This is a genomic window from Micromonospora phaseoli (genome assembly GCF_900109115.1).
Classification (GTDB): Bacteria; Actinomycetota; Actinomycetes; order Mycobacteriales; family Micromonosporaceae; genus Micromonospora; species Micromonospora phaseoli.
Genome location: NZ_FNYV01000009.1, coordinates 182,332 through 202,882 on the forward strand (window position 1 = coordinate 182,332; position 20,551 = coordinate 202,882).

At 71.9% G+C, this 20,551-nt stretch carries 22 protein-coding genes and 1 riboswitch; of the genes, 12 read left to right on the forward strand and 10 right to left on the reverse strand.

The annotated features are described in order from the left end of the window. Window positions 1-501 precede the first annotated feature (501 nt). Window positions 502-1,161: a C39 family peptidase gene (locus tag BMY89_RS22220; protein ID WP_092381968.1), complete on the forward strand. Its 660-nt coding sequence runs from the start codon at window positions 502-504 to the stop codon at window positions 1,159-1,161. Window positions 1,162-1,255: 94 nt separating this feature from the next. On the opposite strand, the gene dusB is transcribed toward BMY89_RS22220, so the two are convergent. Continuing rightward, the gene (gene dusB / locus BMY89_RS22225; RefSeq protein WP_092381969.1) at window positions 1,256-2,425 is read right to left on the reverse strand and encodes a tRNA dihydrouridine synthase DusB; all 1,170 of its coding nucleotides are present in this window, start codon (window positions 2,423-2,425) and stop codon (window positions 1,256-1,258) included. A gap of 179 nt (window positions 2,426-2,604) precedes the next feature. Between dusB and BMY89_RS22230 the strand changes: the two genes are divergently transcribed. Beyond that, the gene (locus tag BMY89_RS22230) at window positions 2,605-3,582 is read left to right on the forward strand and encodes a type IV toxin-antitoxin system AbiEi family antitoxin domain-containing protein (protein WP_092382061.1); all 978 of its coding nucleotides are present in this window, start codon (window positions 2,605-2,607) and stop codon (window positions 3,580-3,582) included. 100 nt (window positions 3,583-3,682) lie between these two features. Here the strand turns inward: BMY89_RS22230 and BMY89_RS22235 are convergent, their stop codons facing one another. The 3 genes from BMY89_RS22235 to BMY89_RS22245 all read right to left on the reverse strand — a co-directional run bounded on the left by BMY89_RS22235 (window position 3,683) and on the right by BMY89_RS22245 (window position 6,199). After that, on the reverse strand, window positions 3,683-5,062 hold the full coding sequence (locus BMY89_RS22235; RefSeq protein ID WP_092381970.1) for a glycine--tRNA ligase: 1,380 nt from the start codon (window positions 5,060-5,062) through the stop codon (window positions 3,683-3,685). 113 nt (window positions 5,063-5,175) lie between these two features. Next, entirely contained in the window at window positions 5,176-5,703 is a 528-nt protein-coding gene (locus BMY89_RS22240) for an Rv0361 family membrane protein (RefSeq protein ID WP_092382062.1), read from the reverse strand. Between the two features lie 154 nt (window positions 5,704-5,857). Beyond that, a complete protein-coding gene (locus BMY89_RS22245; protein WP_092381971.1) occupies window positions 5,858-6,199 on the reverse strand; it encodes an antibiotic biosynthesis monooxygenase in 342 nt (113 codons plus the stop codon). 29 nt (window positions 6,200-6,228) lie between these two features. Here BMY89_RS22245 and BMY89_RS22250 point away from each other — a divergent pair, with 29 nt between their 5' ends. The 7 genes from BMY89_RS22250 (at window position 6,229) to BMY89_RS22280 (ending at window position 10,743) form a co-directional block, all read left to right on the forward strand. Further along, the gene (locus tag BMY89_RS22250; protein ID WP_092381972.1) at window positions 6,229-6,486 is read left to right on the forward strand and encodes a hypothetical protein; all 258 of its coding nucleotides are present in this window, start codon (window positions 6,229-6,231) and stop codon (window positions 6,484-6,486) included. Between the two features lie 54 nt (window positions 6,487-6,540). Further along, window positions 6,541-7,545, forward strand: coding sequence for a metal ABC transporter substrate-binding protein (locus BMY89_RS22255; protein ID WP_092381973.1), 1,005 nt, complete (start codon window positions 6,541-6,543; stop codon window positions 7,543-7,545). Then, window positions 7,542-8,306: a metal ABC transporter ATP-binding protein gene (locus tag BMY89_RS22260; RefSeq protein WP_092381974.1), complete on the forward strand. Its 765-nt coding sequence runs from the start codon at window positions 7,542-7,544 to the stop codon at window positions 8,304-8,306. The genes BMY89_RS22255 and BMY89_RS22260 overlap by 4 nt, the downstream gene beginning before the upstream one ends. After that, window positions 8,303-9,172 carry a metal ABC transporter permease gene (locus tag BMY89_RS22265; protein ID WP_092382063.1) on the forward strand — a complete coding sequence of 290 codons (870 nt, stop codon included), beginning with the start codon at window positions 8,303-8,305 and terminating at the stop codon, window positions 9,170-9,172. Before BMY89_RS22260 ends, BMY89_RS22265 begins: the two co-directional genes overlap by 4 nt. Before the next feature lie 37 nt (window positions 9,173-9,209). Further along, complete coding sequence (locus BMY89_RS22270) at window positions 9,210-9,509, forward strand: ArsR/SmtB family transcription factor (RefSeq protein WP_092381975.1); 300 nt, start codon at window positions 9,210-9,212, stop codon at window positions 9,507-9,509. Between the two features lie 67 nt (window positions 9,510-9,576). Further along, window positions 9,577-9,975, forward strand: a complete 399-nt coding sequence (locus tag BMY89_RS22275) for a Fur family transcriptional regulator (protein WP_092381976.1) — start codon at window positions 9,577-9,579, stop codon at window positions 9,973-9,975. A 159-nt stretch (window positions 9,976-10,134) separates the two neighbouring features. Next, complete coding sequence (locus BMY89_RS22280; protein WP_092382064.1) at window positions 10,135-10,743, forward strand: hypothetical protein; 609 nt, start codon at window positions 10,135-10,137, stop codon at window positions 10,741-10,743. Window positions 10,744-10,846: 103 nt separating this feature from the next. Here BMY89_RS22280 and BMY89_RS22285 read toward each other — a convergent pair whose 3' ends face one another. The 6 genes from BMY89_RS22285 to BMY89_RS22310 all read right to left on the reverse strand — a co-directional run bounded on the left by BMY89_RS22285 (window position 10,847) and on the right by BMY89_RS22310 (window position 17,005). Continuing rightward, a complete protein-coding gene (locus BMY89_RS22285; RefSeq protein ID WP_092382065.1) occupies window positions 10,847-12,844 on the reverse strand; it encodes an acyl-CoA dehydrogenase family protein in 1,998 nt (665 codons plus the stop codon). 144 nt (window positions 12,845-12,988) lie between these two features. Beyond that, entirely contained in the window at window positions 12,989-13,489 is a 501-nt protein-coding gene (locus BMY89_RS22290) for a DUF6328 family protein (protein ID WP_092381977.1), read from the reverse strand. An 86-nt stretch (window positions 13,490-13,575) separates the two neighbouring features. Beyond that, window positions 13,576-14,325 carry a sugar isomerase domain-containing protein gene (locus BMY89_RS22295; protein ID WP_092381978.1) on the reverse strand — a complete coding sequence of 250 codons (750 nt, stop codon included), beginning with the start codon at window positions 14,323-14,325 and terminating at the stop codon, window positions 13,576-13,578. A gap of 15 nt (window positions 14,326-14,340) precedes the next feature. Next, window positions 14,341-15,171 carry an alpha/beta fold hydrolase gene (locus BMY89_RS22300; RefSeq protein ID WP_092381979.1) on the reverse strand — a complete coding sequence of 277 codons (831 nt, stop codon included), beginning with the start codon at window positions 15,169-15,171 and terminating at the stop codon, window positions 14,341-14,343. A gap of 44 nt (window positions 15,172-15,215) precedes the next feature. Continuing rightward, a complete protein-coding gene (locus BMY89_RS22305) occupies window positions 15,216-16,016 on the reverse strand; it encodes a TIGR03943 family putative permease subunit (protein WP_092381980.1) in 801 nt (266 codons plus the stop codon). Further along, window positions 16,013-17,005: a permease gene (locus BMY89_RS22310; RefSeq protein ID WP_372433311.1), complete on the reverse strand. Its 993-nt coding sequence runs from the start codon at window positions 17,003-17,005 to the stop codon at window positions 16,013-16,015. The genes BMY89_RS22305 and BMY89_RS22310 overlap by 4 nt, the downstream gene beginning before the upstream one ends. Before the next feature lie 282 nt (window positions 17,006-17,287). Next, window positions 17,288-17,393, forward strand: a riboswitch (TPP riboswitch). Window positions 17,394-17,461: 68 nt separating this feature from the next. Between BMY89_RS22310 and BMY89_RS22315 the strand changes: the two genes are divergently transcribed. The 3 genes from BMY89_RS22315 (at window position 17,462) to BMY89_RS22325 (ending at window position 20,461) form a co-directional block, all read left to right on the forward strand. After that, window positions 17,462-18,052: an ECF transporter S component gene (locus tag BMY89_RS22315; RefSeq protein ID WP_092382066.1), complete on the forward strand. Its 591-nt coding sequence runs from the start codon at window positions 17,462-17,464 to the stop codon at window positions 18,050-18,052. 112 nt (window positions 18,053-18,164) lie between these two features. Continuing rightward, window positions 18,165-19,664: an ABC transporter ATP-binding protein gene (locus BMY89_RS22320; protein WP_092381982.1), complete on the forward strand. Its 1,500-nt coding sequence runs from the start codon at window positions 18,165-18,167 to the stop codon at window positions 19,662-19,664. Then, window positions 19,661-20,461: an energy-coupling factor transporter transmembrane component T family protein gene (locus tag BMY89_RS22325; protein WP_092381983.1), complete on the forward strand. Its 801-nt coding sequence runs from the start codon at window positions 19,661-19,663 to the stop codon at window positions 20,459-20,461. Before BMY89_RS22320 ends, BMY89_RS22325 begins: the two co-directional genes overlap by 4 nt. Window positions 20,462-20,551 lie beyond the last annotated feature (90 nt).

Here is a 20,551-nt window from a genome sequence, read left to right on the forward strand (position 1 = left end):
TCGAGCCGGTGACAAGTGCGCGTCCTCGCTCTGCTGCACCCCAGGCACCAAGAGGCCTCCGAGATCCGAGGGCCCGGCGTTCCGCACCAATCCAACGCAGTGGGACGGACGGAACATCTGACGAGATCTTGGAAAGCTCCCGTCGTCTCCTGACGAAAACTCTCCAAGATCTCAGAGCACCAAGGGTGAGATGTCCGTTTAAGCCCTGTTTGGCCGGTGGCCTGGGTCACCCGCCGGGCGGAATCATGGCCCCACCCCGGTCGTTGTACATGGCGTAACCGCAGCGTCCCCCGGCGCCGCGCCCCCGGCACAGCCCCGAGCACATCTCCGGGCCGAGGCACCCGGGTCGGAATGACCCCGCCGGGCCCGGCGTTACATCCCCCCGGACGTCGTGAACGGTCCTACGGATCTCCGACGGTCCCGAGCACCATCCCCTTCCCCGCAGCGCATCCGCATCCCCCGCGGGCCTGCGGAACCCCCGAACGAAAGGCGTGACTCATCATGCGTACCGCCATCATTCGTAAGGCTGCCCTGACCGCTGCCGGCCTCGCCTTCACCGGCGGCGCCATCGCCGGCCCCGTCACCGCCGCCTACGCGGCCCCGACCGGGCAGGTCACCACGACCGTGCAGACCGACCGCAAGACCAGTGGCGAGCGCGAGCTCGACGTGCGCTACGAGGCCCAGCCGAACTTCTTCTACTGTGGCCCCGCCGCCACCCGTAACGCCCTGAGCGTGCAGGGCAAGGACATCAACGTGGATGCCATGGCCAAGGAGATGGGCACCACCGAGGCCGGCACCAACTCGATCAACGACATCACCCCGGTGCTGAACAAGGAGACCGGTAAGGACGTCTACAAGTCCGTCGAGATCTCCGGCGCCAAGGCCGACGACAAGCAGACCGACAAGCTGCGTGCCGACGTCGTCCGCACCGTGGACGAGGGCCGGGCCGTGGTCGCCAACATCGCCGGCACCACCACCGACACCGACGGCACCACCCACAGCTTCGAAGGCGGCCACTACGTCAGTGTCGTCGGCTACCGCGACAACGGCGACATCGTCACGATCGCCGACTCCGCCGACCCCAACCAGGCCTCCTACCGAATCAGCATCGACAACCTGGCCGACTGGATCGCCACCCGCGGCTACAGCGCCACCTCCTGACCCGACCACACGAAGGGCCGACCCCACCGGGGTCGGCCCTTCGTCGTCTCCAGGCTCCGCGCCAGCAGGTCGTGGAGGCGCCGGCGGCTACCCGTCAGCCGCCGGAGTCGTCCAGCTCGGCACCCTCGGGGACGGTGTCGTCGTCGCGGCTGGCCAGCCAGCCATCGGGCAGGAAGACCTTGCCCGGAGAGTTGGTCCGTCCGCGTGGCTGCCCCAGCGTCTCCACCGGGAACGGCACGGCCGGGTCAAGCTTGCCGAGCAGGTCGTCGAGCTGGGCCAGGCTGTCGATCATCGCCAGGGCGCGGCGCAGCTCACTGCCGATCGGGAAACCCTTGAGGTACCAGGCGACGTGCTTGCGGAAGTCGGTGCAGCCGTCGCGCTCCCCCCGGGCCGGGTTGCGCGCACCCACGCTGAACTGCTCGACCAGCAGCTCGGCGTGCCGGCGCATGGTCACCGCCACCTCGCCGAGGGTGGGCAGTCGCCGCTGTGCGCGGCCGTCGAACGCGGCCTCCAGGTCGGCGAAGAGCCACGGCCGGCCCAGGCAGCCGCGCCCGATCACCACCCCGTCGACACCGGTGTGCGCCACCATCCGCAGCGCGTCGTCGGCCTCCCAGATGTCGCCGTTGCCGAGCACCGGCACGTCGAGCGCCTGCTTGAGGGTGGCGATGGCATCCCAGTCGGCCGTGCCCGAATACCGCTGCGCTGCCGTACGCCCGTGCAGCGCGACGGCGGCGACGCCGGCCTCCTGTGCGGCGAGCCCCGCCTCGACGTACGTCAGGTGGTCGTCGTCGATGCCCTTGCGCATCTTCACCGTGACCGGCACCCCGGCGGGCGACGCGGCGTCCACCGCGGCCCGCACCAGGCGGGCGAAGAGCCGACGCCGCCAGGGCAGCGCCGCGCCGCCACCTCGGCGGGTGACCTTCGGGACCGGACAGCCGAAGTTGAGGTCGATATGGTCGGCGAGCCCCTTGGCGACCACGATCCGCACGGCGGCGGCGGTGGTCTCCGGATCGGTGCCGTAGAGCTGGAGGCTGCGTGGGCGCTCGTCCGGCCCGAACGCGATCATCCGCAGCGTCTTCGGATTCCGCTCCACCAGCGCGACGGTGGTGATCATCTCGCAGACGTAGATGCCGCCGCCCTGCTCCCGGCAGAGCTGCCGGAACCCGACGTTGGTGATGCCGGCCATCGGCGCGAGCACCACCGGCGGCCACACCTGGTACGGCCCGATACTCAGCGGGCGTGGGGCAGCAACGATCGTCGGCACCGCCCAAGTGTAAGGAAGGGCCCCCTACTTAACGCCTCGTGCATAGGAAGGGCCCCCTGTTAACGCGACGCATAACACACCCAGGCTGGCGCGGGGCGTTGTCCACAGCCCGGCTGGCCATCCACAGGCGTACCGGCCGGGCCGGACAGCGACGACCGGCACCGCCGATGCTGCGCCTCATGCGGACGCATCCACCCGAGTTCTCCGACCTGGCCGAGCGGCAACAGCAGATCGTCACCCGCGCCCAACTGCTGGCCGCGGGCTTCGACGACATGTACCTGTACCGGCAGACCCGCCGGGCCGTGTGGCAGCGGGTCCTGCCCGCAACGTACGCACTGGTCACCGGCGTCCTGACCGATGAGCAACGGCGCATCTCGGCAGCCCTGTACGCCGGCTCCGAGGCGCAGCTGACCGGCCTCGCCGCGCTGATCTGGTACGGCTTCCGGCAGAGCCCGCGCACCGACGCCGTACAGCTGGTCGTGCCGCATCACGCGCGCCGCAAGTCTGCCGGCCACGCGGTGATCTCGCGGGCCCTGGCCCTGGACGCCCGGGCCCGGACCACGCCGCTCTACCCGGTCTGCTCGCCGGCTCGCGCGGTGGTGGACGCGGCGCGCGACCTGCGACAGCTACGTCCGGTGCGAGCGGTCGTCGCCGAGGCCATCCAGCGGGGGTACGCCGACCTCGCGTCCCTGGAGGAGGAGATCCGCCGGGCCCGACGGAGCCGGACGGCGCTGATCAGAAAGGCCTTCTCGGAGGTGTCGCAGGGTGCCCGGTCGGCGCCCGAAGCCGAGCTCGGGGAGTGCCTCGCGGGGAGCCCGGTGCTGTCGCAGCTCCACTGGAATCCTCGACTGCGGGATGCGGGCGGCGCGCCGTTGCCGACGCCCGACGCTTATCTGCCCGACGCGGCGGTGGCGCTGGAGGTCGACTCACAGGAGTACCACTTCCGTCCGGGCGACTGGACACGCACCCTCGACCGGCACAACGAGCTGAGCCGGCACGGCATCCTGGTCCTGCACTTCACGCCGGCCCAGATCCGCCGCGATCCGCGTCGGATCCGCCAGACGGTGCAGGACGCGTACGAGTCCCGGCGCGGCCTCGGTGTCACCCTCCGGCTGCGAATCGACCCGCCGCACCCGCCTGAACCCGCCAGCCGGTGAGCCTCCACCCGGTCGGCCGGCGACGGGGCGGGTGGTGGTGAGTGTTAACAGGGGGCCCCTGCTCTACGCGAGGCGTTAAGAAGGGGCCCCTCCTTACCCGTCAGCAGCCGGGGAGGTGGTCGATCAGGAAGCGCTCGACCTGGTCCAGGGCGATCCGCTCCTGGGTCATCGTGTCCCGGTTACGGACGGTCACCGCATCGTCGTCCAGGGTGTCGAAGTCGACGGTGACGCAGAACGGGGTGCCGATCTCGTCCTGACGACGGTAGCGGCGGCCGATGGCCTGCGAGTCGTCGAACTCGACCACCCAGCGCTTGCGCAGCTGCGCGGCGAGGGCCTTCGCCTTGGGCGAGAGCGCCTCGTTACGCGACAGCGGCAGCACCGCCACCTTGACCGGGGCCAGCCGCGGGTCGAAGCGCATCACGGTCCGCTTGTCGACGCCGCCCTTGGTGTTCGGTGCCTCGTCCTCGTCGTACGCCTCGAGCAGGAACGCCAGCACCGCGCGGGTGAGGCCGGCCGCCGGCTCGATCACGTACGGAATCCACCGTTCCTGCTTGGCCTGGTCGAAGTAGGAGAGGTCGACGCCGGAGTGCTTGCTGTGCGTGGACAGGTCGAAGTCGGTGCGGTTGGCGACGCCCTCCAGCTCGGCGAACTCGGTGCCGCCGAACTGGAACCGGTACTCGATGTCGACGGTGCGCTTCGAGTAGTGGGAGAGCTTCTCCTTGGGGTGCTCGTGCAAGCGCAGGTTGTTCTCGGACAGACCGAGGTCGAGGTACCAGTTCCAACGCTCGGCGAGCCAGTACTCGTGCCACTGCTCGTCGGTGCCCGGCTCGACGAAGAACTCCATCTCCATCTGCTCGAACTCGCGGGTACGGAAGATGAAGTTGCCCGGGGTGATCTCGTTGCGGAACGACTTGCCGGTCTGCGCGATGCCGAACGGCGGCTTCTTGCGGGCGACGGTCTCCACGTTCCGGTAGTTGACGAAGATGCCCTGGGCGGTCTCCGGTCGCAGGTAGTGCAGGCCCTCGTCGCTCTCCACCGGGCCCAGGTAGGTCTTCATCAGGCCGTTGAACATCCGCGGCTCGGTGAAGGTGCCCTTGTTGCCGCAGTTGGGGCAGTTCAGCTCGGCCAGCGAGGTCGGCGGGCGACCGTGCTTGGCCTCGTACGCCTCCTCCAGGTGGTCGGCGCGGAACCGCTTGTGGCAGGACTGGCACTCGGTCAGCGGGTCGACGAAGGCGTCCAGGTGGCCCGAGGCGGCCCAGACGTCGCGGGCCAGGATCACCGCGGAGTCCAGGCCCACCACGTCGTCGCGCTGCTGGACCATGGTCTTCCACCACTGCCGGCGGACGTTCTCCTTGAGCTCCACCCCGAGCGGACCGTAGTCCCACGCCGACCGGGTGCCTCCGTAGATCTCGCTGGAGGGAAAGACGAAGCCTCGGCGCTTGGCGAGGCTGACGACGGCGTCGATTCGGTCGGCTGGCATTTTTCCTCCTACGCCGACTGGCGGTCGGCGGGGACGTGGTGGGATGGATCGAACAGTCCGGGACAACGGTACGGCCGGTGTGGGCCCCGGCCCAGCACATTACCTGCGACCGGTCAGTTGACTCCGCAGACCTCCATGCCACCGGTCTGGCTGTCCTGTGCGAGCACGACCTGCTGCCGCTCCTGGCCACCGCCGGCGAAGGTCACCTCCACCGGCACGGTGAGGGTGGTGGTGTCCACCTCGCCGACCCGGTAGGCGGCGATCTGCGGCTCCGCGGCGCTGCGGCGCTCGAACTCCTGCCGGGATTCGCGTCGCCGGGCGTCCTCGCAGAGCTGGTCGTACGCCCGGCCGTACTCGCCGTCGGCGAGGGCCCGGTAGTAGTCCCCGGAGACCGTGCGGCCCTGCTCCTCGATCGCCTGCACCCCGCTGACCAGCAGGCCGACCACCGCGGTACCGCCGCCACCGCAACACAGCAGCAGGGCCAGCGCCCCGGCGCCCAGGCCGAGCCAGAGCCGGGACCGGCCTCCCTCGGTCGGTGGGGCCGCGAACGGCGGGGCCACCCCGGGCCCGGGCGGCGGCGCCGGTACGCCCGGGGTGGCGCCTTCCGGAGGTGTCGACGCGGCGGGGCTGGTGGGGGTCACGCCGGTGCCGTCGGTGGACGGCGGACCGGACCCGCCCGGCAGCGTGCCGGTCTCGCTCGGGACCTGAGGTCCCTGCTGGCCGGGCAGCGAGGGGTCCGGTGGTGGGGCTGCCGGTCCGGGAGCGGTCATAGGGGTCAGCGTAGTGCCCGGCGGCTCAGCGGTAAGGACCCGCAGCCCGGTCGCTGGCGACCGTCACCACGTCCCCGCCCGGCGCGGCGGAGGCCAACTCCTCGTACGCGGACGGCTCGTCGATGCTCTCGGCGAGCAGCGGCACCGCCGTGATCTTCACGTCGAAGCCGCCGAGGGCGCGGCGGTAGGTGCCGACCGACTCCCACTCGGTGACCAGGCACCAGTGCCGGGGGTCGTCCAGCGCCCGGACCAGCTGTCCGCGCAGGTAGCCGGGTCGGGCGGCGAGCGCGGCAAGGGCCGCGTGGGCCCGGGCGGGGAACGCCTCGGCGGCGTCGTCTTCCACCACGAACCGGTTGGTCACCAGCACCGGGGCCTCCTCCTCGTAGAGTCTGAGGAATGCAGCGTACGCAGCTCGGGATCACCGGCCGACTGGCCCGGGTCAACCCGACGACGGTGTTCCTGGTCACCCTGCTCCTGGTACTGGTGGCGTTCTTCACCCCGGGGGTCCTCGGCGGGCTGCTGACCCTGCTGCTGGCCGGTGGGTTGGGCGCGCTGATGGTCACCACCTGGCGGGTACAGACCCCGCAGACCCGGGTGATCCGGCTGCTGGCGCTGACCCTGCTGGTCACCGCCGGACTGGTGAAGCTGCTCTGACATGCAATCATGCGTTTTTGACAATCATTCTCGTTGTCGCGGAGAGTCGATGACATGACCTTCCGCCCCGCCCCGCGCGCCCTGGCCACCGCCACGGCCGCCCTGCTCGCCCTGACCGGCGTCGCCGCGTGTTCGACCGATGACAGTCCGGCCGGCGCCGACCCGGAGCGGGTCGACGTGGTGGCCGGCTTCTACCCGTTGCAGTTCCTCGCCGAGCAGATCGGCGGCGACGCGGTCGCCGTGACCAACCTGGCCCGGCCCGGCGCCGAGCCGCACGACCTCGAGCTGAACCCGGGCCAGGTCGGGCAGATCAGCGAGGCGGAGCTGGTCCTCTTCCTGGACGGCTTCCAGCCCGCCGTGGACGAGGCGGTCGAGCAGAACGCCGGTGACCGCGCCTTCGACGTGGCAGGCGTGCAGCCGCTGCTGGACGCCGCGGCCGGCGGGCACGACCACGGCGGGGAGCACGCCGACGAGGACGAGCACGGCCATGACGAAGAGGAGGCGCACGCCGAGGAGGAGCCCGCCGAAGGTGAGTCGGGCGCCAAGGACCCGCACGTCTGGCTCGACCCGACCCGGCTTGCCACCATCGGCGACAAGCTCGCCGAGCGGCTCGGCGCCGTCGACCCGGACCGGGCCGGCGACTACACCCAGCGGGCGACGGCCCTGCGTACCGAGCTGGAGAAGCTCGACGCCGAGTTCACCGAGGGCCTCAAGACCTGCCAGCGGCGGGAGATCGTGGTCAGCCACGCCGCCTTCGGTTACCTGACGCAGAAGTACCAGCTGGAGCAGATCGGAATCAGCGGTCTGAGCCCGGAGGACGAGCCGTCCCCGCAGCGACTGGCCGTGGTCGCCGAGGAGGCCCGGGAGCACCAGGCGACCACGATCTTCTTCGAGACGTTGGTCAGCCCCAAGGTCGCCGAGACCATCGCCCAGGAGGTCGGCGCCCAGACCGCGGTGCTCGATCCCATCGAGGGACTGTCCGAGGGCAACGGCGCGGACTACCTTTCGGTGATGCGCACCAACCTGCAGACCCTGAGGACGGCGTTGAGCTGCTCGTGACACCTGAAGTCATCACCGTCGCGCACGGGGTGGTCGGCTACGACGGCCGCCCCGTGCTCCGTGACGTCTCGCTGACCGTGACCGCCGGTGAGGTGGTCGCGGTCCTCGGCGCCAACGGCTCCGGCAAGTCCACCCTGATCCGCGCCATCCTCGGGCTGGTCCCGCTCAGCGCCGGCACGGTTACCCTCTTCGGCGAGCCGGCGCGCCGGTTCCGGCAGTGGCGCCGCATCGGGTACGTCCCGCAGCGCCTCGGCGCCGGCAGCGGCGTACCGGCAACGGTGGCCGAGGTGGTCGCCTCCGGCCGGCTGGCCCGCCGGGGCGTCCTGCGTCCACCGGGGCGCGCCGACCGGGAGGCGGTCGCCGCGGCGTTGCGCGCCGTCGGGCTGGCCGACCGGGCCAAGGACCCGGTGGCCACCCTCTCCGGCGGGCAGCAGCAGCGCACGCTGATCGCCCGGGCGCTGGCCGGCCGTCCCGAGCTGCTGGTGCTCGACGAGCCGACGGCCGGCGTGGACGCGGCCAGCCAGGAGGCCTTCGCCGGTGCGCTGCGCAGCTTCGTCGACGACGGCGGGACCGTGCTGCTCGTCGCGCACGAGCTGGGCCCGTTGCGACCGCTGATCAGCCGGGCGATCGTCGTACACCAGGGGTTGATCGCGCACGACGGTGTGGTGCCCGAACCGGCCGGGCACCACGCCGCGCCGGACCACGACCACGTGCACCCGCACGGTCCCGAGGAGCCCGTCGGGCTGTGGAGTTCCCGATGAGCCTCTTCCAGTACGAGTTCATGGTGCGCGCCCTGATCGGCGCGATGATCATCGGCCTGGCCGCGCCGACGCTCGGCATCTACCTGGTGCAACGGCGGCTGGCGCTGATCGGGGACGGCATCGGGCACGTGGCGCTGACCGGTGTCGGCGCCGGCCTGCTCTTCCAGACCTCCCCCGTGATCATGGCGGTGATCGCGGCCACCCTCGGCGCGATCGTCATCGAGTTGATCCGGGAACGCGGACGTACCTCCGGCGACCTGGCCCTGGCGCTGCTGTTCTACGGCGGCATCGCCGGCGGGGTGGTCCTGGTCGGGCTCTCCGACAGCACCAGCGCCAACCTGAACGCGTACCTGTTCGGTGCGCTCACCACCACCTCCCGCAACGACCTGGTCACCATCGCGGTGCTCGGCGTCGCAGTGCTGATCACCATGATCGCGCTGCGACCCGCCCTCTTCGCGGTCTGCCACGACGAGGAGTACGCCCGCGTCTCCGGCCTGCCGGTGCGGGCATTGAACCTGCTGCTCGCGGTGACCACCGCGATCACGGTGACGATCGCCATGCGGGCGGTGGGCGTCCTGCTGATCAGCGCCCTGATGGTCGTTCCGGTGGCCACCGCCCAGCAGGTCACCCGGGGGTTCCGGAGCACCATGGCGGCGGCGATGGCGCTCGGCCTCTTCGCCGCGGGCGCGGGGGTCTGGCTGGCCGCGGTCGCCGACACCGCGCCCGGCGCCTCGGTGGTGGTGCTCGCGATCGCCTCGTTCGTCGTGGTCACCCTGCTGGCCGCCGTCTGGCGCCGGATTCGGCGGTCCCGACCGGAGCCGACGCCGACACCCGAACCGCACGAGGTCGTGCTCGGCGGGTCCTGACCACGAGGTCCGCGCCGGTATTGGTTACCGTTGCAGGGTGACCAGCGGATCCGGCTACGACGCGTACGAGGGTGCCAGCGAGCTTCTGCGCGCTCTTTCGGCGCCGATCCGGCTGGCCATCGTCAGCGAACTGGCCGGCGGTGAGCGTTGCGTGCACGAGTTGGTGGACAAACTCGGGGTCACGCAGCCGCTGGTCTCCCAGCATCTGCGGGTGCTACGTGGGGCGGGCGTGGTTCGCGGCTCCCGGCGAGGTCGGGAGATCGCGTACACCCTGGTCGACGAGCACGTCGCGCATATCGTGGCCGACGCCGTCAGCCACGCCGGGGAGGGATCATGAGCCAGCGAACCAGGCGGCCGAGCGCGGTGGCGCCTCAGGGCGGCACGCAGCGAAACGGAGTGCTGTCATGAGCGAGAGCGGTACCGCTGTCCGTAACACCCGCCAGCGCTCCGCCGTGAGTGCCCTGCTGGCGGAGGTGGAGGGCTTCCACAGCGCCCAGGACCTGCACGCGATGCTGCGCGATCGGGGCGAGCGGGTCGGGCTGACCACGGTCTACCGGACGTTGCAGGGTCTCGCCGACGCGGGCGAGATCGACGTGATGCGGCCCCCCGGCGGGGAGCATCTCTACCGCCGATGCAGCGAGGGGCACCACCACCACCTCGTCTGCCGGGCCTGCGGACGTACGGTGGAGGTCGCCGGCCCCACCGTGGAGACCTGGGCCGACCGGGTGGCCGCCCAGCATGGCTTCACCGACGTCAGCCACACCCTGGAGATCTTCGGCACCTGCCCCACCTGCGCCCGCTAACCCGCCGGGCCCCACCGCGGCCCCCACCACGCTCGCCGATCTTGCACTTTTCGTCGGGACAAGGGCGGGCATACCGGCGACCAGAAGTGCATGATCGGCGGGGCGGCGAGCGCCGAGGTCGGGATGCCCGGTGGGCCGCGCCGTGGCACGCTGTCCGGCGTGAAGATCTACGCTGATCGCTTTCCGACCGCCCTGCGGCAACTGCTCACCGACCTGCTCGTCGTCGCCTGGGTGTACGCGGCGATCCGGGGTGCGCTGTGGCTGCACGATCTCGTGCAGAAGCTGGCCGTACCCGGGCAGAAGATGGAGGGGGCCGGCGGTGGGCTGGCCGACAACCTCGCCGACGCCGGCGGGAAGGTCGGCCGGGTACCGCTGGTCGGCGACGAGTTGACCGCACCGTTCGAGCGGGCGGCCGAGGCGGCCCGTTCGCTCGCCGAGGCCGGACGGGACCAGCAGGAACTCGTCGACCAGCTGGCGCTGGCGCTCGCCGTCGGGATGCTGATCGTCCCGCTCAGCCTGGTGCTGTTCGGCTGGCTGCCGCTGCGGGTGCGCTGGATGCGCCGGGCCGGCTCGGCGGCGGCGCTGGCCGCCGCGCCCGCCGGTCGGGACCTGCTGGCCCTGCGCGCCCTGGCAGGGCAGCCACTGGGCAAGCTGACCCGGATCGCCCCGGACGTGGCCGAGGCGTGGCGCCGCGGTGACGACGCCACCGTCGACGCCCTGGCCGCCCTCGAACTACGCCGCCTCGGCCTCCGCGACCCGCGTCGCTGACCTCCCACCCCAACCCCCTGTTGACCAAGAAGTTTGAGTCACGATTCCGCGGGATTCCCGACCCAAACCTCTTGATCAACAAGGGCTGGCGGGTTGGGTCGGGTCAGGAGGGTGGGGGGATGCGGCGGCGGGCGTCGGTGGTGACGGTGGTGGGGCCGGGGGTCCAGGGGGTTACCCAGGGCAGGTCCGCCGGTGGGGTGATGATGCCGTCCTCCAGGGCGGCGTAGCGGCCGGCGAGGATCCGTTTGGCCGCCACCACGTCGACCGAGTCGGTGTTGTCCCACAGTGCGGTGAACAACGCGTCTACCCGGACCCGGGCCTGGCGGCAGAACAGGTCGGCCAGCTCGACGTTCTCCGGGCGGGTGTCCCGCTCCGAGTGGGCGCGTACGCAGACCGCGCTCATCGCGAACAGCTCCGCCCCGATGTCCACCACCCGGCCGAGGAACGCCTGCTTGCGCTCCATCTTCCCCTGCCAGCGGGACATCGCGTAGAAGGTGGACCGGGCCAGCTTCCGACTGGCGCGCTCGACGTGACGCAGGTGCCCGGCGAGCGGACCGAACTCGGCGTACCCGGTCGGTTGCTGTCCCTTGCCGACCGCGAGGGTCGGCAGCCACCGCGCGTAGAACGCGCCGGCCCGCACACCGGCCCTGGCCTTGCGACCGAGCCCGGCGTCGGGGTCGATGATGTCCCCGGCGACGGAGAGGTGGGCGTCCACCGCCTCGCGGGCGATGAGCAGATGCATGATCTCGGTCGACCCCTCGAAGATCCGGTTGATCCGCAGGTCGCGCAGCATCTGTTCGACCGCGGCCGGGCGCTCGCCCCGGGCGGCCAGCGACTCGGCCGTCTCGTAGCCCCGGCCACCGCGAATCTGGACCAGCTCGTCGGCGATCCGCCACGCCATCTCGCTGGCGTAGAGCTTCACCAGCGCCGCCTCGATCCGGATGTCGTTGCGGTCGTCGTCGGCGAGCAGGCAGCAGAGGTCGAGCATCGTCTCCATGCCGTACGTGGTGGCGGCGATGAAGGAGAGCTTCTGCGCGACCGCCTCGTGCTCGCCGACGGGTCGGCCCCACTGCACCCGCTCGGCGGACCACTCCCGGGCCACGTTCAGGGCCCACTTGCCGGCACCGACGCACATCGCCGGCAGCGACAGCCGACCGGTGGTCAGGGTGCTCAGGGCGATCCGGAGCCCCTTGCCCTCGCCGCCGATGACGTTCTCCCTCGGCACGAAGACGTCGTGGAAGCGGGTGAGGCTGTTCTCCAGGCCACGCAGGCCGACGAAGGCGTTACGCCGCTCGACCGTGATGCCCTCGGCGTCGCCGTCGACCACGAACGCGGTGATGCCACCCCGGTGCCCCTCGGTCTTCGGCACCCGGGCCAGCACCACGAGCTGGGTGGCCACGGTGCCGTTGGTGGCCCACAGCTTGACGCCGTTGAGGCGGTAGCCGGTGCCGTCCGGGGTCGGCTCCGCGCTGGTCGCCAACCGGGCCGGGTCGGAGCCCACATCCGGTTCGGTGAGCAGGAACGCGGAGACCTCGCCGGCGGCCAGCCGGGGCAGGAACCGCTGCTTCTGTTCGTCGGTGCCGAACATCTTCAGCGGCTGCGGTACGCCGATCGACTGGTGCGCCGAGAGCAGCGCGCCGATCGCCGGGCTTACCGAGCCGGCCAGCATCAGCGCCCGGCAGTAGTGCAGGTTGCTCAGCCCGAGCCCGCCGTACTCCCGGTCGATCTTCATGCCGAAAGCGCCCAACCGGGCCAGGCCCTGGAAGACCTCGTCGGGGATGCGGGCGTCGCGCTCGATCGCCGCACCATCCATGTCGGACGCCACGAAGTCGCGGAGCTTGCCGAGGAACTCCTCGGCCCGGGCCTGCTCGGCCGGGTCCGGCCGGGGCCACGGGTCGATCAGGTCCAGCCGCAGCCGGCCCAGGAAGAGTTCCTTGCCGAAGCTGGGCCGGTCCCAACTGGTCTGCCGGGCCCCCTCGGCGACCTGTCGGGCTTCCTTCTCGGAGACCCCTTCTGTCGCGCCGGACGGCGCCTGGCCCGCCGCGCCGGACGGCGCCTGGCCCGAACCGCTGGGCGGCGGGTCGGCGCTGCGGTCTTCGATGGCTGGCGAACGGTCATTCTCGGCGATGGCCACGGCTAACCCCCCGGGCTGGATCCGGACACTGGAGTCTGTTCCGCCTGTTCAGCAGGCTACCCGCGTTTGTTACCCAAAGGTAGTCAGCAATATCCGAGACGGCCTCGCTCCTCAGCTCTGCTGAAGGCCGCTCGGATCCTCCTCGTCGTCGATGTCGTCCTCACCCCAGCTTCGCCGGGAGAACGGCAGCGCCACCCAGAAGGTGAGGAACCAGAGACCGGTGACCGCGCTGAGCAGGAAGGCGATCGGCCGGTCCAGCACGAAGTCGGTGATCAGCAGCACCGAGCTGACCATCGCGACCAGCATGAAGGCCAGGCCGCCACTGGCCATCCGGTGCGCGAAACGGACCAGCTCCGGCTTGCGCCCCTGACGAAACAGCGCCCGGTGGAAGGCGACCGGCGAGATGATCATCGCGGTGGCGCCGGCCGCCGCGAGCAGCGCGACGATGTAGACGTCCTGCTGAAACGGCGTGGTACGGCTGAAGCCGCTACTGAACGGCAGGGTGAGCAGGAAGGCGAAGAGAATCTGCACGCCGGTCTGCGCGACCCGCAACTCCTGCAGCAGGTCGGCGAAGTTGCGCTGCCACCGCTGCTTCTCGGTTTCCTTGGACACTGCGGACCTCCGGGGGAGAAACTCCGCCGGCCCTGATCCTGCCGGCGGCATCGCTGATGCCCGAACGGCGGCAACGCGAAACCGGCTCAACAGCCGCGGCGGATCCGTCCCGCGTACCGAGCCTCGAGGGCGTCGTTGTGCGCGTCGCCACCGGCGATGTTGGCCGACAGGTAGACCGGCGGGCGCTCGCCCGCGGCGAGCAGCCGGGCCACCACCTCGACCACGATCTGCTGGGCCAGCAAGGCCGCGGTGATCGAGGAGACCGCGCCGACCGCGCCACCACCGGGCAGCGGCAGGGTGGCATCACCGTAAGGTGCTCCGTTGTCCAGCACCACGTCGGCGAAGTCGGCGAGCTTGCGCCCCGACGGATGGCGGGACTCCATCCGGGCCGAGTGCTGCCCGGAGGTGATCGCCACCAGCCGGTGGCCCCGCTGCCGGACCAGCGAGGCGAACTCCACCATCGCCCCGTTCACCCCGGAGTTCGAGGCGAGCACGAAGACGTCGTGCGGACCGACCGGGGCGAGATCGTAGAGGCGGTGGGCCACGGCCGGATCGCGCTCCAGCTTCGGGCCCAGCACGCCGGCCGGCTCCGCGCCGTGCAGCACCAGGTCCCGCAGGGCGATCCGGTTGGTCGGCACCAGCCCACCGGCCCGACCGGCGATCTCCATCGCCAACGCCTCGGAGTGACCGGTGCCGAACGCGTGCACCACCCCGTCGGCCCGGACCGCCGCGGCGATCAGGTCGGCTGCCCGGGCCACCTGGTCGCGCTGGCCGTGCGCCACCCGGTTCATCGTCTCGATCACCGTGGCCAGGTAGTCCTCGGCACTGGGCACCATGTTCTCTCCGCTCGCTCAGCCGGTCGCACTCGTCCGGGCCAGGATCGCCTCGGCCAACGGCGTCGGTGCCGCATCCGGGATCCAGTGGGTGACCCCGGCCAGCTCGACGAACCGGAAGTCGCCGGTCACGTGGGCGGCGCAGGCCTGCGCCGCTACGCCTCCGATGGCGACGTCACCGTCGCTCCAGACGTAGGTGGTCGGCACCGCCACCGGGCCGACCGCCGCCAACTCCCCCCGGGACATCGCCCGGTACCAGTTCAACGCGGCGGTCAGCGCGCCCGGCTCGCGCATCGGATCGGCGTACCCGGCCACCCGGGTGGCGTCGCCGACTCCGTGCAGCAGCCGGCGCAGCCCGGCGGCGCCCAGGGCCAGCAGGGTCTTCTCGGCCACCACCGGCTGCCGGAACAGCAGCATGTACGCCGAGCGCGCCTTCTGCTGCGGATCGTGGGCCAGCGCGTGCGCCATGGCAGCCGGATGCGGCACGGAGACCGCGGTCAGGGTGCGTACCCGGTCCGGACGGGTGGCGGCCAGCGCCCAGCCGACGATGGCGCCCCAGTCGTGTCCTACCACGTGCGCGGTGGCCACACCGAGGGCGTCCAGCACCGCCACCGCGTCGGCGACCAACTCACCGAGCCGGTACGCCTCGACCTGGGTGGGTCGCGCCTGCGGCGAGTAGCCCCGCTGGTCCAGGGCGTAGGTGCGCAGACCGGCGGCGTGCAGGACGGGCGACACGGCGTCCCACTCGCCCGAATGTTGCGGGAAGCCGTGCAGCAGCAGCACCGGTTCGCCCTGCTCGGGTCCCCCGGCGGTGACCTCGAATCGCAGACCCCGGGCGTCGATACGCATGCCGGCAGCCTACCGACGGCCGGCACCCGGCCTGCCCGGCCGGGTCAGTCGTACTGCTGCCTGGGTACCGGCACCTGCCGCCAGGACTCGACCTCCAGGTAGGGGATCTCCGCGTCGTTGACCGGGTCCCGGCCCAGCCGGTCGCTGTAGCGCCCGACGACCTCCACCCAGCTGTCGTCGGGCAGCCCGGCGGGCACGTCGCCGGTCAGCCCGAGCTTGATCGGCCGGCCGTCGGCGGCGCAGCAGGACAGCACCATCCGGGCCAGGATCGGCTCCCCGCCGGCACCGCTGGCGATGAAGCCGGTGAGCAGCACCCGCCGATCGCCGATCGAGGCACCCCGGTCGAACAACGCCCGGGAGGCATAGTCGAGCACGCTGACCTGCACCGGGTCGCCCTCGGGCAGTGGTGGGTAGTCCGACTGCTGCTGGCTGCTGAGCGCGGTGCCGGCCTGCCCTGCGGCGTACGACCCGAGGGCCGGCGGGGCGACCAGCAGCAGGCCGAGCACGGGCAGGATGAGCAGCCACCCGACGCGCGGCTCGTGATGGCCGTGCCCGTGTCCCTCGTCGTGGTCGGCGGCGGCACTGTCGCCGGGCGCATCGCCGGGGCCGGGCGCATCGCCGGGGCCGTCAGCGGCGCCGCCCGCCGGCACGAGCGCGCGGGGGGCGGCCGGGCGTAGCTCGTGCCAGAGCGTCATGATCGCGGCGACCACCAGCAGCAGGCCGGCGGCGATCAGGAAGGGGCGCAGCCCCTCCTTGACGTATCGCAGGTAGAGGTCGGTGACGCTGGCCCGGATCACCGCACCACCGAGCAGCAGCAGGACCACCGCCTGCGCCTGCCGGTTCACAGCAGCACCATCCCGGCTCCGGTGGCGACCAGCAGGGCCACCGCGAACGTGGTCGGTGCGAACCGGAAGGCGAACCGGCGGCCGAAAACACCGGCCTGCATCGAGATGAGCTTGAGATCGACCATCGGCCCCACCACCAGGAACACCAGTCGGGACGTGAGGGAGAACTGCGACAGCGAGGCCGCGACGAAGGCGTCCGCCTCCGAGCAGAGCGAGAGCAGCACCGCGAGCAACGCCAGTGCCAGGATCGACAGCCAGGCGTTGTCGGCCAGGTTCTGTAGCCACCGCTCCGGCACCAGCACGTTGATGCTGGCCGCGGCCATCGCGCCGAGCACCAGGAACCCACCCGCGTGGGTGACGTCGTGCCGGACGGCCGCCCAGAAGGCGCGGGACCGGGAGGCGTCGTCCAGCTCCGGCCGGCGCGGCATCCTGATCCATTCGGTGCGGCCGAGCCGCAGCCAGAGCCAGCCCATCACCATTGCGACGACCAGGCTGGCGACGCCACGGGCGACGACCATCTCGGGGTTGTTGGGGAAGGCGACGGCGGTGGCGACGAGCACGATCGGGTTGACCGCCGGGGCGGCAAGCAGGAAGGCCAGCGCGGCGGCCGGCGTGACGCCCCGCCGGATGAGCGAGCCCGCGATCGGCACCGCGCCACACTCGCAGCCCGGCAGCACCACCCCGGCCGCGCTGGCCGCCGGCACCGCCAGCGCCGGATGCCGAGGCAGCGCCCGCGCCCAGAACGACCGGGGTACGAAGACCGCGATCACGGCCGAGAGCAGGATCCCGAAGACGAGGAACGGCACCGCCTGCACCATGATCGAGACGAAGACGGTGGTCCAGGTCTGCAGACGGGGATCGTCCAGTGCGGCGGCCAACGGATCCCGGAAGACGATCAGCAGGACCAGCAGCGCGGCCAGGACCTCCACCGAACCGATCCGGTCGCCGAGCCATCGGCGGGGCGGCTGCTCGCCGGCGGGCTCCGGCACGCGCACCCGGGTGGCGACGCCCGCGCCCGCAGCTGGGGGCTCCGGTTCGCCGGCCGCCGCGGCCTGATCAGTTTCTGTGGTCACCCGTCGCCCCTCGGCCAGTTGCGGATCGGCGGCCTGAGATTACCGTTCGGAACCGGCAACGTCGATGAATGTCACAGAATTGGCCCGGCCCCGGATCCCGTCCGGCGCCGCCACGTCGGACGCGAGCACCCGTCACGACCTGCGAAGATCACATTGTCTGTCGATCTTCGATGGTGCTAGCGTCGGCGGGACAGACAACACCTCCGACAGGGGAGCGCACAGCGCTGAGAGTGCGGGTCCGCCCGCAGACCCTCGATACCTGATCTGGGTAATGCCAGCGCAGGGAGTTCGGTCCACCTCCAGCCCGCCACGCTCGGCACCGCCGGGCCGAGCGTGCGTCTTGCCTGGTTCGACCCTGAACTGGGAGCAATCATGAATCAACCGACAAGTAGCCGGTGGCGCACCATCGACATCGTCGTGGCTGCGGTGATCGCCGTCGGCTTCGGTGTCATCTTCTGGGCCTGGGGACTGCTCTGGCGGGCCGCCGACCCGGCCTTCGCGTTCTTCCCGGCAAGCCAGGCCCTCATGTACGGCGTCTGGCTGGTCCCCGCGGTGCTCGGCGGGCTGGTGATCCGTAAGCCGGGTGCCGCGCTGTTCTGCGAGGCGGTCGCCGCGACGGTCTCCGCGCTGCTCGGCTCGGAGTGGGGCGGCATCACCATCGTCCAGGGACTGATCCAGGGTCTCGGCGCGGAGTTGGCGTTCGCCGCGTTCCGGTACCGCTCGTTCCGGCTGCCGACCGCGTTGCTGGCCGGCGCACTGACCGGGCTCGGCGCGGCGTTGTTCGACTTCTTCGTCTGGAACGCCCCGTACGCGCTGGTCAGCTACCGCATCCCGTACGCGCTGCTCACTGTGCTCAGCGCCACCGTGATCGCGGGGGCCGGCGCGCACCTGCTCACCCGCGCCCTGGCCGGCACCGGCGTCCTCGCCCGCTTCCCCTCCGGCCGCGACCGACCCCTCGTCTGACCTCGTCCATCGCGTTGATCATGGCGTTGGCGGGGAGTCCGATCTTCGAACCACCCGCCAACCTCATGGTCAACCGGGCAGGGTCGAGCGCTCAGGAGGGGAGGGGTGGGGTGTGGGTGGGGTGAGGCTGCGCGGATTCGGCTGGCGGCACGCCGGGCGTCGGGCCTGGGCGGTACGCGGAGTGGACCTGCGGGTAGAGCGCGGCGAACGGGTGTTGCTGCTCGGGCCCTCGGGCGCCGGCAAGAGCACGCTGCTGGCCGCGCTGGCCGGGCTGCTACCCGAGGACTCCGGCGAGCACGAGGGCACGATCGAGATCGACGGCCGGCCGGCCGGCGAGGCCCGGGACGGGGTGGGCATCGTCTTCCAGGACCCACAGACGCAGCTCGTGATGGCCCGCAGCGGCGACGACGTGGCGTTCGGGCTGGAGAACCGGGGCGTACCGGCCGGGCTGATCTGGCCCCGGGTGGACCAGGCGCTGCACCGGGTCGGCTTCCCCTACCACCGGGACCGCCCCACGGCCGCCCTCTCCGGCGGCGAACAGCAGCGTCTCGCGCTGGCCGGCGTGCTGGCGCTGCGTCCCGGCCTGCTGCTGCTCGACGAGCCCACCGCCAACCTCGACCCGGCCGGCGCCGCCCTGATCCGCGCGGCACTGACCCGGGCGGTCGGCGACGAGACCACACTGATCCTGGTCGAGCACCGGGTCGCCGACGCGCTGCCCCTGGTCGACCGGGTGGTGGTGCTCGAACCCGGCGGCGGGGTGCGCGCCGACGGAGCGCCGGAGGCGATCTTCGCCGCCCACGGCGACGCGCTCGCCGCCGAGGGGGTCTGGGTGCCCGGCCGGGAGATCCCACCGCGCCGGGCCACCGGCCCGGCCGGCGAGGTGCTGCTCACCGCGGACCGACTCGGCCTGCCACCCCGGCTGGCCCCCACCGACCTGACCGTACGTGCCGGTGAGACGCTCGCCGTGCTCGGGCGCAACGGCGCCGGCAAGTCCACCCTCGCGCTGCTGCTCGGCGGACTGCTCAAGCCGGGCAGCGGGCGACTTACGGCAAGCCGGGACCTGGCCGGAAAGGACACCGGCACTCCCCCGCACCGCTGGCGGGCGCCCGCGCTGGCCGGCCGGATCGGTTCGGTGTTCCAGGACCCCGAGCACCAGTTCGTCACCGACACGGTTCGCGACGAGTTGGCGCTTGGCCCCCGCCGGGCCGGGGCCATCGAGGCAGCGGTCGGCGACCGCGTCGAGGAGCTGCTGCACCGGCTACGGCTGGCCCGACTCGCCGCGGCCAACCCGTACACCCTCAGCGGTGGCGAGGCCCGGCGGTTGAGCGTGGCGACCGCCCTGGCCACCGCCCCCCGCCTGCTGATCTGCGACGAACCCACCTTCGGCCAGGACCGCCGGACCTGGTGGGAGTTGGTGGATCTCTTCGCGGAGCTGCGCGAGGCGGGCCACGGCCTCGTCACGGTCACCCACGACACCGAATTCGTGACCGCGCTGGCCGACCGCACGTTGATCCTCGGCCATCCCCCGGCACCGACCAGGGGTTCCGGCAGTGCACCGGCCGCAACCGCTGACCCGGCCGCGTCCACCGGCGGCGCACCGGAGCAGCGATGATCGACCTGGAGCCGATCGCCCGGTCGGACGCGCCGTTGGCCCGGCGAAACCCGGTGGCCAAGCTGGCGGCGGCGTTGCTGTTCGCCATCCCGCTGATGGCGACGCTGGACCCGGTTGCGCCGGCCATCGCGATCGCGGTGGAGTTGGCGGTGCTGCCACTGTTCGGCATCCACCCCCGGGTGCTGGTCCGGCGGGCCTGGCCCCTGCTGGCCGCTGCCGGCGGCGTACTGGTCACCCTGGTGCTCTTCGCGGCCGACCGGTCGGGACGGGTGCTGCTCGACGCCGGGCCGGTCCTGGTCACCTCGGGAGTGTTGGTCACCGCGCTCGGCCTGGTGCTGCGGCTGTTCGCGGTGGCCCTACCCGGGGTGATCGTCTTCGCCACCACCGACCCGACCGACCTGGCCGACGCGCTGGTCCAGAACGCCCGGGCGCCGGCCCGGTTCGCGATCGGCGCGCTGGCGGCGTTCCGGTTGGTGCCGCTGCTCGGTGCGGAGTGGCAGATGATCGCGATGGCCCGCCGGGCACGCGGCGTCGAGGCGGGCCGCAACCCGCTGGCCCGGCTGCGGCTGTTCGCCTCGACCGCGTTCACGCTGCTGGTCGGAGCGATCCGGCGGGGGACCCGGCTGGCGGTGGCGATGGACGCGCGCGGCTTCGACTCCGGTGTCCCCCGCAGTTTCGCCCGTCGGCAGCACTTCGGCGCCGCCGACTGGCTGCTCGTGGTCGGCGCGACGGCGTTGGCCGGCACCGCGCTGGCGATCAGCATCATGCTCGGCACCTTCCGCCCGCTGATCGGCTGACACAGCGGGACGGCGGGGAGACCGAGCCACGCACATATGGCCGGAGCCGCATGTTCGCATCTGCGCCGCGAAGGTGACACGCGACGTTCG